The sequence below is a fragment of the Actibacterium pelagium genome, assembly GCF_002285415.1.
Lineage (GTDB): Bacteria > Pseudomonadota > Alphaproteobacteria > Rhodobacterales > Rhodobacteraceae > Actibacterium_B > Actibacterium_B pelagium.
Genome location: NZ_NSBU01000007.1, coordinates 1,612,031 through 1,623,386, shown reverse-complemented (window position 1 = coordinate 1,623,386; position 11,356 = coordinate 1,612,031). Strand labels below are relative to the sequence as shown.

The window sequence follows — 11,356 nt, the reverse complement described above, 5'->3', positions numbered from 1 at the left end:
ATGGCTAAGGAAAAGTTTGAGCGTAATAAACCGCACGTGAACATTGGCACCATTGGCCACGTTGACCACGGTAAGACCACCCTGACCGCAGCGATCACCAAGTATTTTGGTGACTTCAAAGCCTACGACCAGATCGACGGCGCGCCCGAAGAAAAAGCCCGCGGCATCACCATCTCGACCGCACACGTTGAGTACGAGACCGAGAACCGCCACTACGCGCACGTCGACTGCCCCGGCCACGCTGACTATGTTAAGAACATGATCACCGGTGCGGCGCAGATGGACGGCGGCATCCTGGTTGTGAACGCAGCTGACGGCCCCATGCCGCAGACTCGTGAGCACATCCTGCTGGCGCGCCAGGTTGGCGTTCCTGCTCTGGTAGTCTTCCTGAACAAAGTTGACCAGGTTGACGACGAAGAGCTGCTGGAACTGGTTGAGATGGAAGTTCGTGAGCTTCTGTCCGAGTACGACTTCCCGGGCGACGATATTCCGATCATCGCAGGTTCGGCTCTGGCCGCAATGGAAGGCCGTGACCCTGAGATCGGCGAAAACAAGATCAAGGAACTGATGGAAGCTGTTGACAGCTACATCCCCGAGCCGCCGCGCGCGATCGACGAGCCGTTCCTGATGCCGATCGAAGACGTGTTCTCGATCTCTGGTCGTGGTACCGTTGTAACCGGCCGTGTTGAGCGTGGCGTGATCAACGTTGGCGACGAGATCGAAATCGTTGGTATCCGCGACACCTCGAAAACCACCTGTACCGGTGTTGAAATGTTCCGCAAGCTGCTGGACCGTGGTGAAGCAGGCGACAACATCGGCGCGCTGCTGCGTGGTGTGGACCGTGAAGGCGTTGAGCGTGGCCAGGTTCTGTGTAAGCCGGGTTCGGTTAACCCGCACACCAAGTTCGAGTGTGAGGTTTACATCCTGACCAAGGAAGAAGGCGGCCGTCACACTCCGTTCTTCGCGAACTACCGTCCGCAGTTCTACTTCCGTACCACCGACGTCACCGGCACCGTTGAACTGCCTGCCGGCACCGAGATGGTCATGCCCGGCGACAACCTGAAGTTCACCGCCGAGCTGATCGCGCCGATCGCGATGGAAGAAGGTCTGCGCTTCGCGATCCGCGAAGGTGGCCGCACCGTCGGTTCGGGCGTCGTCTCGAAAATCATCGAGTGATCTTTTTCGCTTGATTGTGGACCCGGTGCCCTGTAAACGGCGCCGGTTCCCAAAAAGAACAGACCTTTGGGCGGGCTTCAAACCCCGCCCTTCGGGTTCGATGAGGGCCGGTGGAATGAGCCGCTGGTCGTCCTATCAACTCCAATAAGCCTGAAAGGGCGAATGACATGCAAAGCCAAAACATTCGCATTCGGCTGAAGGCGTTTGACTATCGTGTGCTGGACGCGTCCACACAAGAGATCGTCAACACTGCCAAGCGCACCGGTGCCCAAGTTCGTGGCCCGATTCCGCTGCCGAACAAGATCGAAAAATTCACGGTTCTCCGTGGTCCGCACGTCGACAAGAAGTCGCGCGACCAGTGGGAAATCCGTACACACAAGCGTCTTCTGGACATTGTTGACCCGACCCCCCAGACCGTCGATGCTCTGATGAAGCTCGACCTGGCGGCCGGCGTTGACGTCCAGATTTCGGTTTAAGGAGGGCACGTCTGATGCGCTCTGGTGTAATCGCTAAAAAGGTGGGCATGACCCGCCTGTTCATGGAAGACGGCAAGCAGATCCCTGTAACCGTTCTTCAACTGGATAACCTGCAGGTGGTCGCTCAGCGTACCGCTGAAACCGACGGCTACACCGCGGTTCAGCTGGGTGCTGGCTCGGCCAAAGCAAAACGTACCTCTGCCCCGATGCGCGGCTACTTCGCAAAAGCGAACGTTGCCCCCAAGCGTAAGCTGGCAGAGTTCCGCGTTGCTCCTGAGAACCTGATTGCCGTTGGTGAAGAGATCTCGGCTGACCACTACCTTGAAGGTCAGTATGTCGACGTTTCGGGCACCTCGATCGGTAAAGGTTTTGCCGGTGCAATGAAACGCCACAACTTCGGCGGTCTGCGCGCGACACACGGTGTCTCGATCAGCCACCGTTCGCACGGTTCGACCGGTCAGTGTCAGGATCCGGGTCGCGTCTTCAAAGGTAAGAAGATGGCCGGTCACATGGGTGCTGCCCGTGTAACCACCCAGAACCTGCAAGTTGTTAAAACCGACGCCGAACGCGGCCTGGTCTTCATCAAAGGTGCCGTACCGGGCGCCAAAGGTGGCTGGGTTACCGTTAAGGACGCTGTCAAGAAAGCCGCACCTGAAGGTCTGGCCTATCCGGCAGCTCTGAAATCGGCTCAGGTTGAAGCACCTGCTGAAGCTCCGGCAGAAGGAGAAGCAGAATGAAACTTGACGTGATCAAACTGGACGGTGGCAACGCCGGTGCAATCGAGCTGAACGAAGATCTGTTCGGCCTGGAGCCCCGCGCTGACATCCTGCACCGCGTCGTTCGCTGGCAGCGTAACAAAGCGCAAGCTGGTACGCACAAGGTGAAAACACGGTCGGAAACTTCGTACTCCACCAAGAAGATCTATCGCCAAAAAGGCACCGGCGGCGCACGCCACGGTGACCGTAACGCGCCGATCTTCCGCAAAGGTGGTATCTACAAAGGCCCGACCCCGCGCAGCCACGCCCACGACCTGCCGAAGAAATTCCGCAAGCTGGGTCTGAAGCACGCTCTGTCCGCCAAAGCGAAAGCAGGCGAACTGGTCGTGATCGAAGCGGCTGAATCCGAAGGTAAGACCTCTGCTCTGGCCAAACAGGTTGCAAACCTGGGCTGGAAACGTGCTCTGATCATCGACGGTGCGGCTGTTAACGAAGACTTCGCCAAGGCGGCGGCAAACATCCAGGGTCTGGATATCCTGCCGACCATGGGCGCAAACGTCTATGACATCCTGAAGCGTGACACCCTGGTGATCACCAAAGCAGGTGTCGAAGCACTGGAGGCTCGACTGAAATGAGCGCGAAGGCAGAACTGTACGACGTAATCCGTAAGCCGATCATCACCGAGAAAGCAACCATGGCATCCGAGAATGGCGCCGTTGTTTTCGAAGTTTCGATCGACGCGAACAAACCGCAGATCAAGCAAGCTGTTGAAGAACTGTTTGGTGTCAAGGTGAAGGCGGTTAACACCACCATCACCAAAGGCAAAACCAAGCGCTTCCGCGGTCAGCTGGGTAAGCGTAAAGACGTCAAAAAAGCATATGTGACTCTCGAAGAGGGTAACACGATCGACGTATCGACCGGTCTTTGATCGAACGCCGATAGACATTGCAAAGCCCCTCGCGAAAGCGGGGGGCTTTCTTTTTTGCCCCAAGGCAAATGGGACAATTGGACCCGTTTCTTGTCTTTAGCATTGCTCGGTCAGTGGTTTCGTCTATCAAAGTGGGGAGCAAAAAATAAAAGAAGTCGACATGCAGCACTCCTCCGGGATTCCCAATCAAGACGCCACCGCCATCCGTGCCCGTGACTGGGTGTCGGTTCTTGCCAATTACCGTGATCCAAGCTCTGCCCGTAGTTGGTTTGAGATCGCTGTGACAGCTGGTCCGTTTCTGGGGCTGTGGGCTGTTGCATGGTGGATGATTCATATCCACCCGGCGTTGGCCGTTCTGGTGTCGGTTTTGAACGCGGGCTTCCTGCTGCGGCTTTTCGCGATTCAGCATGACTGCGGCCATGGCTCTTTCTTCAAAAACCGGACGACCAGCGATTGGGTGGGCCGCGTGATTGGTGTTCTGACGCTGACCTCGTATGACGTCTGGCGACACTCGCATTCGATCCATCACAGTGCGGCCGGTAATCTTGCCCGTCGCGGGATCGGCGATATCAATACGCTGACCGTTGCCGAATATCAGGGCCGTTCACTTTTCAAGCGCCTGACTTACCGTCTGTACCGTAACCCGGTCGTGCTGTTTGGCATCGGGCCAAGCTATACGTTCTTCCTAGAGAACCGTCTGCCGTTCGGGTTCATGAACAAGGCCAAGTTCTGGGTCAGCTCTATGTCGACGAATGCCGCGATCCTGGTGGCCTTGCTGACGATTTACTACTTCGGCGGGGCGATGCCTTTGCTGACGATCTTCATCCCCACAACGTTGGTCGCCGCGACCATCGGCGTCTGGTTGTTCTACGTCCAGCACCAGTTCGAGCAGACGCATTGGGAAGAGGGCGAAGACTGGGACCTGCACGAGGCCGCGCTGCACGGCAGCTCTCACTATGTGATGCCGAAGGTACTGCAGTGGTTCAGCGCCAATATCGGCATCCATCACGTACATCACCTGTACAGCCGCATCCCGTTCTATCGACTGCCGGAAGTCCTGCGCGACCACACCGCATTGGCCGAAGGCAACCGTATGACCATTGTCGAAAGCTTCGCCAACGCACGCCTGCACCTGTGGGACGAGAAGAGCAAACGGCTTCTTTCCTTTGCCCAAGCGCGCCAAAACACATCGGCTCAGCAGTAGTCTGCAGTGCAGCTTGAAAAACTGCGCCCCACTATAGACACCTCTCCCCCCCTCTGTTAGTACGCGCGGACGGTTTCGGCCTCAGATTCGTTCTGGGGCCGCTTATCGTTTGAAAAATCCATGGGACCTTCGGGGCCCTACAACAACGGAAGACAGAAAGCATGGCACTCAAGTCGTATAAGCCGACGACGCCGGGCCAGCGCGGGCTGGTGCTGATCGACCGTTCGGAACTGTTCAAAGGACGTCCGGTCAAATCCCTGACAGAGGGTTTGACCAAGAAGGGCGGCCGGAACAACACCGGACGTATCACTCAGCGTCGTCGCGGTGGTGGCGCAAAGCGTCTTTATCGCATCGTCGATTTCAAACGGAACAAGTTTGACGTCGCGGCAACCGTGGAACGGATCGAATATGACCCGAACCGCACCGCATTCATCGCTCTGATCAAATACGAAGACGGCGAGCAGGCGTATATCATCGCCCCGCAGCGTCTTGGTGTTGGCGATCAGGTGATCGCGTCCGCGAAAGCAGACATCAAGCCGGGTAACGCAATGCCGTTCTCGGGCATGCCGATCGGTACCATTGTTCACAACATCGAACTGAAACCGGGCAAGGGCGGCCAGATCGCTCGTGCAGCTGGTACTTACGCTCAGTTCGTTGGTCGTGACGGTGGCTACGCCCAGATCCGCCTGAGCTCGGGCGAACTGCGCATGGTCCGTCAGGAATGCATGGCCACCATCGGTGCCGTGTCGAACCCCGACAACTCGAACCAGAACTTCGGTAAAGCCGGTCGTAACCGCCACAAAGGTATCCGCCCGTCGGTCCGTGGTGTTGTTATGAACCCGATCGACCACCCGCACGGTGGTGGTGAAGGCCGGACCTCTGGTGGTCGTCACCCGGTTTCGCCGTGGGGCAAGCCGACCAAAGGTGCGCGTACCCGCAACAAGAACAAGGCGTCGCAGAAGCTTATCATTCGCTCGCGGCACGCCAAGAAGAAGGGCCGGTAACACATGGCACGTTCTGTTTGGAAAGGCCCTTTTGTTGATTCCTACGTTCTCAAGAAAGCTGAGAAAGCACGGGAATCCGGCCGCAATGACGTAATCAAAATCTGGTCGCGTCGCTCGACTATTCTGCCGCAATTCGTCGGTCTGACTTTTGGCGTTTACAACGGCCAGAAGCACATTCCGGTCAACGTGTCGGAAGACATGATCGGTCAGAAGTTCGGTGAATACGCTCCGACCCGTACCTACTATGGTCACGCGGCGGACAAGAAAGCGAAGAGGAAGTAAGCCATGGGTAAGGATAAAAACCCCCGCCGCGTGGCAGACAACGAAGCAATGGCAAAGTCCAAAATGCTTCGCACCTCGCCGCAGAAACTGAACCTGGTTGCCCAAATGATCCGCGGCAAGAAGGTTGATCAGGCTCTGGCCGATCTGACGTTCTCGAAGAAGCGTATCGCAGTTGACGTGAAGAAATGCCTTCAGTCGGCGATCGCCAACGCGGAAAACAACCACAACCTGGATGTGGACGAGCTGATCGTGGCGGAAGCCTATGTTGGCAAGAACCTGACCATGAAGCGCGGTCGCCCGCGTGCCCGTGGTCGTTTCGGCAAGATCATGAAGCCGTTCGCGGAACTCACCATCAAGGTGCGTCAAGTTGAGGAGCAAGCCTAATGGGTCATAAGGTAAATCCGATCGGCATGCGCCTGCAGGTGAACCGCACCTGGGACAGCCGCTGGTACGCAGATACCAAGGACTATGGTGATCTTCTGCTGGAAGACATCAAAATCCGTGAGTTCATTCACGAAGAGTGCAAACAGGCCGGCGTGGCCCGTGTGATCATCGAGCGTCCGCACAAGAAGTGCCGCGTGACCGTTCACACCGCACGCCCGGGCGTCATCATCGGCAAGAAAGGTGCAGACATCGAAACTCTGCGCAAGAAGCTGGCGAAGATGACCGACAGCGAGCTGCACCTGAACATCGTCGAAGTACGCAAGCCCGAGCTGGACGCTCAGCTTGTTGCAGAGTCGATCGCTCAGCAGCTAGAGCGTCGTGTTTCGTTCCGTCGCGCAATGAAGCGTGCGGTTCAGAACGCAATGCGCATGGGTGCCCAGGGTATCCGCGTAAACGTCGCTGGCCGTCTGGGTGGCGCCGAGATCGCGCGCACCGAATGGTACCGTGAAGGTCGCGTTCCGCTGCACACTCTGCGTGCTGACATCGACTATGCTCACGCTGAAGCTGAAACGCCTTACGGCATCATCGGCATCAAAACCTGGATCTTCAAAGGCGAGATCATGGAACACGATCCTCAGGCTCGTGACCGTCGCTCTGAAGAACTGCAATCGGGTGGTGCACCGGGCGGACGTCCGCAGCGCCGCGAGCGTTAAGGAGTAGATTAGATGCTGCAACCAAAGCGCACAAAATTCCGCAAGATGCACAAAGGCCGGATCAAGGGCGAAGCCAAAGGCGGCTCTGATCTGAACTTCGGTTCCTTTGGTCTGAAGGCGACCACGCCCGAGCGTGTAACCGCCCGCCAGATCGAGGCAGCTCGTCGTGCAATGACCCGTCAGATGAAACGTCAGGGCCGTGTCTGGATCCGTATCTTCCCCGATACCCCGGTCACCTCGAAGCCTGTCGAAGTTCGTATGGGTAAAGGTAAAGGTTCGGTTGATTACTGGGCGTGCAAGGTTAAGCCTGGCCGCGTCATGTTCGAGATCGACGGTGTTCCGGAAGATATCGCTCGCGAGGCTCTGCGCCTGGCCGCGATGAAGCTTCCGGTCAAGACCCGCGTCGTCGTTCGCGAAGACTGGTAAGAGATCCCCGGATCGAAGAAATTAAGACCCCCGCCGAGCGATCGGCGGGGGTTTTTCTTTGGAATGATAGGCGGCGTCGCCGATGGCGTTTCTTTTAAACCCTATTGAAAATGCAAATGTTCGTTATACTCGCCTTGGGAACTTGGGAGTATTTGTATGAAACGTTTAGCCTTAACAGCATTGTCCGCTGCCATCACCTTGTCAGTTGCAGCCCCCGCGCAAGCACTGGATCGCAAAGTTAAGATTATCAACGAAACAACCTATGACATGGTCCGATTTTATGGATCGAACATCGGGCGCGAGGATTGGGAAGAAGATATTCTTGGCAGTGATATCCTCGGGGCAGGGGACGCCATCATAATCAATTTCGACGATGGGTCTGGCTATTGCATGTTCGATTTCAAAGCCGTGTTCGAGGATGGCGACGAGTTGATCCGCAAGCGGGTGAATGTCTGCGAGACGGGTACCTATCGGTACACCGAATAAAACACTGTAGATGAGGTGCCAATGGGTGAGGGCCCCCGTGGTTTCTTCCCCAGAAAGTTAAGAACTCCTGCCCGTGAAACCTTGTGGGGGTTCCTTTACCGGTACTTTGCGGAGGTGATAAACTCTCCGAAAGCCTCGCACCATATCAGGACGGTGTTATAGGCGTCGATGTCGATTGAGGCCGGGACATCCAGAACAAGACCGTCAAAGGTCTTCACGTCGCCGACTTGGATCGAGGTCTCTTTGACAGCCAGAAAGCTTTCTTCGTCCTCGACGAAACTGGGCACCAGATACAGCTTATAGTCGGGGCCGGGGGCCAGTTTGCCCTGATGGACGATGGTGCTGGCTGACACGCTTATTGTGCCTTCCCCCCAGTGAAGGAAATCGCTGCCCTTCAGGTCGCGGGTGAATTCGGCTTCATAGGTTGCACCCTGTGCCATTTCTTCCAGAACGGCCTGATCCGGCCCGTCTGGGGCGGTTAGGATCGGCAGCAGGTAGATGCCCAAGGCGAACCCGATGGCCAAGGCCACGCCGTGGGTAAACAGCCAAGTGATGATGCGACGCATTGGTGACCTCCCGTGCTTTAGTCCCGGTATAACCCAACCCAAGTGTAACCGTGTTGACGTTTGGGTGAGGTAAGTAACGTGGCGGGGCAGGGGAGAAAACGTTCTTTGCGTGTTGCATTCGTATGTACAGGTTCTGCATAAGATCTGTACGCATTCTGTACACCGAATTCGGGCTGGTTTCAGGCCCGCCCACTGCACCCAAGGCACCCCTATGGCTGACATTGAATCGCTTTTCGTGACCCGTCTCTACCGCGCGGCCCTGTCCGAGCACGGCCCCAAGATTGACCCTGTTGAAATGGAAGCCTCGTGCTTTTCGATCGCCGAGGATGACGAGGCAGGGCAGGAATGGTGCGAAGAGAACGGATATCCCGGCTACACCAGCTATGCCTCGCTGACTGACTTGCCATGGCGCTTTCCGATCTTTGGCGATCTGGTGAAATCGCTGGACGCTCACGTCGCCGCCTTTGCCGAAGATCTAGAGTTCGATCTGGACGGCCGCAAACTGGTGCTGGAAGACCTGTGGATCAACATTCTGCCCGAGGGCGGAATGCACGCCAGCCACATCCACCCCCATTCAGTGATCAGCGGCACAACCTATGTCTCTATGCCTGATGGCGCCAGCGCGCTTAAGCTGGAAGATCCGAGATCCGCCCGAATGATGGCGGCCCCTGTGCGCAAGAAGGATGGACGCAGAGAACTTCAGCCCTTCATCTACATGAAACCCGCAGTGGGTGATGTGCTGCTCTGGGAAAGCTGGCTGCGCCACGAAGTGCCAATGAACATGGCCGAGGATGAGCGAGTTTCGGTAAGCTTTAATTATCGTTGGGAGTAGTGGGTAAACCTATCCGAATGCCCCGGGACCTAGCCGTAGCCGACCCTCCTTTAAATTGATGTCTCTGGTATCTTTTCCTCGAAAGACGGAGAGAAAGAATGGCCTTTGACGCGAAGAACGCGGCCCCCGATTTTTTTGTTGTCGGCGCAGCAAAAGCCGGAACGACGGCGGTCTGGTCCTGGTTGCGGCAGCATCCGGGTGTGTTTCTGCCTGACATAAAAGAGCCTAGCTTCTTTGCTTTCGAGGGAAGGTCGACGACTCCTCGGAATGGGCCCTATGACAAAGACTATGTTCGGCGTCTCTTTAACAGCCGCGAACAGTACGCAGCGCTTTTTGCCGAGGCAGACGGCAAGGTCAGCGGTGACGTTTCCCCCGTGTATCTAAGCGATGAGCGTGCGCCCAATCGGATCGCGCGGGCGCGACCGGATGCACGCATTTTGATCCTGTTGCGTGATCCAGTGGATCGGGCCTATTCCCAGTACATGCATCATCGCCGTGACGGTCTTGAACCCTGCGCCACTTTTGAAGCTGCTTTGAAGGCCGAAGCCAGCCGGATTGAGGACGGATGGAGTTGGGGACACGGCTATTTGAAGGGCGGCCAATACGCGAGTCAGGTCGCGACTTACCTAAAGTTGTTTGAACCTTCACAGATTTTGATCCTGGACTACGCTCAGCTACAGGAAGATCCAGTCTTATGCTGGCAGCAAATCTGCCGGCATTTCCGTGTCTCCCAGCTTCCGATGCCTCAGAATGATCGCGTTAATCAGACGGCTAACTTGCGAGGCGTCCCTCGCTTTCAACTGATTGAGCGGATTATCCGGCATCCGGGACGGGTGCAGCAACGTCTCAAGGCTTTGATCCCCGAAACGCTTCGCAGACGAACGCGTTCCTTGTTGTCCAGATGGACTGCGGCGGTAGAGCCGATGGCGCCTCAAACGCGGGACAAACTTGCGGTACAATTCGCTTCGGATCGGGATTGGTTGCGTAAGAATACGGACCTGCATCTAAGCGAGTGGTCTGACTAAGCCGGTTTGATTTACCAAGTTTTACGGCTTTTGGTCTCCGAATTACGGCAAAACTTGGCCTGACCCTATCCGAATGTCCCAAAACCTAGCCGTAGTCGAAGTTAAGGCCACCTCTTAGCTCCTGTATTGTTTCTTTATCGGAACGAGAGGTAATTATTATGGCCTTTGATTTTAAAAACGCGGCTCCAGACTTTTTTGTGATCGGTGCTGCCAAGGCAGGTTCAACAGCGGTATGGTCCTGGTTACGCCAACATCCAGACGTGTTCATGACGGATGTTAAGGAACCGGGCTTTTTTGCATGTGACGGTCCGAATGCCGTTCCAGTCAATGGTCCTTATGACAAGGACCACGTTCGAAGCCTCTCGACCAGCCCGTCAGAGTATAAAGCGTTGTTTCAAGAGGCGGGTGATAAGGTCACCGGGGATGTCTCTCCGATCTACCTGAATGATGTACGCGCGTCGTTCCGCATCGCTTGGCGTCGACCTGACGCACGCATCATCATTTTGCTGCGCGACCCGGTCGATCGGGCTTACTCGCAATACCTTCACCACCGACGCGACGGGCTAGAGCCTTGCGAAACTTTTGAGTGCGCTCTTTTGGCCGAAAGGGAGCGGATTCAAAGCGGGTGGAGTTGGGGTCACGCCTATACCACAGCGGGCCGGTATGCTTCCAAGGTAGAGCATTACCTTAATCTTTTTCATCCGTCGCAGATCTTGTTCCTTGACTACGCGCAGCTGCGATCCGAGGCCGAGGTCTGCTGGGAAAAGATTTGTCACCACATCAACGTTGCACCATTCCCGATGCCAGAGCTGGACATCGCCGATCCGGCGTCGAACCTGCCAAGCCTGAAGCGATACCAATGGATAGAGCGCGCCGTTCGGCATCCCGGGCAGATTCAGCGATGGGCCAAGTCGCACCTTCCAAGCAGGCTACGCAGCCAAATGAGCAGTTTCTTCGTTTGCGAGACGTCACCGATCCAACCGATGCATCCTCAAACACGTGCCAACCTTGCATCGTTATTTGCGAAGGATCGAGAATGGCTGCGGCGGAATACAGGATTGTCCCTATCGGGGTGGGCCGGCTGAAACTGACGCGGTATCTCGCGACTGGTGTGCGGGAAGTTGAGCGTAGTGAGCCG

At 56.4% G+C, this 11,356-nt stretch carries 16 protein-coding genes; 15 read left to right on the top strand and 1 reads right to left on the bottom strand.

Annotated features, from left to right (window positions below):
* The 12 genes from tuf (at position 1) to CLM58_RS16890 (ending at position 7,795) form a co-directional block, all read left to right on the top strand.
* Positions 1-1,176 carry an elongation factor Tu gene (gene tuf, locus CLM58_RS16945; RefSeq protein ID WP_095593906.1) on the top strand — a complete coding sequence of 392 codons (1,176 nt, stop codon included), beginning with the start codon at positions 1-3 and terminating at the stop codon, positions 1,174-1,176.
* A gap of 167 nt (positions 1,177-1,343) precedes the next feature.
* Positions 1,344-1,652 carry a 30S ribosomal protein S10 gene (rpsJ, locus tag CLM58_RS16940; protein WP_035248435.1) on the top strand — a complete coding sequence of 103 codons (309 nt, stop codon included), beginning with the start codon at positions 1,344-1,346 and terminating at the stop codon, positions 1,650-1,652.
* 14 nt (positions 1,653-1,666) lie between these two features.
* Positions 1,667-2,389 carry a 50S ribosomal protein L3 gene (rplC, locus tag CLM58_RS16935; RefSeq protein WP_095597026.1) on the top strand — a complete coding sequence of 241 codons (723 nt, stop codon included), beginning with the start codon at positions 1,667-1,669 and terminating at the stop codon, positions 2,387-2,389.
* The gene (gene rplD, locus CLM58_RS16930; RefSeq protein WP_095597025.1) at positions 2,386-3,003 is read left to right on the top strand and encodes a 50S ribosomal protein L4; all 618 of its coding nucleotides are present in this window, start codon (positions 2,386-2,388) and stop codon (positions 3,001-3,003) included. The genes rplC and rplD overlap by 4 nt, the downstream gene beginning before the upstream one ends.
* Entirely contained in the window at positions 3,000-3,296 is a 297-nt protein-coding gene (locus CLM58_RS16925; RefSeq protein ID WP_095597024.1) for a 50S ribosomal protein L23, read from the top strand. Before rplD ends, CLM58_RS16925 begins: the two co-directional genes overlap by 4 nt.
* A 160-nt stretch (positions 3,297-3,456) precedes the next feature.
* A complete protein-coding gene (locus tag CLM58_RS16920; protein ID WP_095597023.1) occupies positions 3,457-4,500 on the top strand; it encodes a fatty acid desaturase in 1,044 nt (347 codons plus the stop codon).
* 161 nt (positions 4,501-4,661) lie between these two features.
* On the top strand, positions 4,662-5,504 hold the full coding sequence (rplB, locus tag CLM58_RS16915; RefSeq protein ID WP_095597022.1) for a 50S ribosomal protein L2: 843 nt from the start codon (positions 4,662-4,664) through the stop codon (positions 5,502-5,504).
* 3 nt (positions 5,505-5,507) lie between these two features.
* Positions 5,508-5,786, top strand: coding sequence for a 30S ribosomal protein S19 (rpsS, locus tag CLM58_RS16910; RefSeq protein WP_095597021.1), 279 nt, complete (start codon positions 5,508-5,510; stop codon positions 5,784-5,786).
* A 3-nt stretch (positions 5,787-5,789) separates the two neighbouring features.
* Complete coding sequence (gene rplV, locus CLM58_RS16905; protein ID WP_095597020.1) at positions 5,790-6,170, top strand: 50S ribosomal protein L22; 381 nt, start codon at positions 5,790-5,792, stop codon at positions 6,168-6,170.
* Entirely contained in the window at positions 6,170-6,883 is a 714-nt protein-coding gene (gene rpsC, locus CLM58_RS16900) for a 30S ribosomal protein S3 (protein WP_095597019.1), read from the top strand. Before rplV ends, rpsC begins: the two co-directional genes overlap by 1 nt.
* 12 nt (positions 6,884-6,895) lie before the next feature.
* Positions 6,896-7,309 carry a 50S ribosomal protein L16 gene (gene rplP, locus CLM58_RS16895; protein WP_095597018.1) on the top strand — a complete coding sequence of 138 codons (414 nt, stop codon included), beginning with the start codon at positions 6,896-6,898 and terminating at the stop codon, positions 7,307-7,309.
* A 156-nt stretch (positions 7,310-7,465) separates the two neighbouring features.
* Positions 7,466-7,795, top strand: a complete 330-nt coding sequence (locus tag CLM58_RS16890) for a hypothetical protein (RefSeq protein ID WP_095597017.1) — start codon at positions 7,466-7,468, stop codon at positions 7,793-7,795.
* 95 nt (positions 7,796-7,890) lie between these two features.
* On the opposite strand, the gene CLM58_RS16885 is transcribed toward CLM58_RS16890, so the two are convergent.
* The gene (locus tag CLM58_RS16885) at positions 7,891-8,361 is read right to left on the bottom strand and encodes a DM13 domain-containing protein (RefSeq protein ID WP_095597016.1); all 471 of its coding nucleotides are present in this window, start codon (positions 8,359-8,361) and stop codon (positions 7,891-7,893) included.
* A 211-nt stretch (positions 8,362-8,572) separates the two neighbouring features.
* Here CLM58_RS16885 and CLM58_RS16880 point away from each other — a divergent pair, with 211 nt between their 5' ends.
* The 3 genes from CLM58_RS16880 (at position 8,573) to CLM58_RS16870 (ending at position 11,303) form a co-directional block, all read left to right on the top strand.
* Positions 8,573-9,193 (top strand): 2OG-Fe(II) oxygenase family protein, encoded by a 621-nt coding sequence (locus tag CLM58_RS16880; RefSeq protein ID WP_095597015.1) that lies wholly within the window; start codon positions 8,573-8,575, stop codon positions 9,191-9,193.
* Positions 9,194-9,291: 98 nt separating this feature from the next.
* Positions 9,292-10,218 (top strand): sulfotransferase domain-containing protein, encoded by a 927-nt coding sequence (locus CLM58_RS16875; RefSeq protein ID WP_095597014.1) that lies wholly within the window; start codon positions 9,292-9,294, stop codon positions 10,216-10,218.
* Between the two features lie 158 nt (positions 10,219-10,376).
* Positions 10,377-11,303, top strand: coding sequence for a sulfotransferase domain-containing protein (locus CLM58_RS16870; protein ID WP_095597013.1), 927 nt, complete (start codon positions 10,377-10,379; stop codon positions 11,301-11,303).
* Positions 11,304-11,356: the final 53 nt, after the last annotated feature.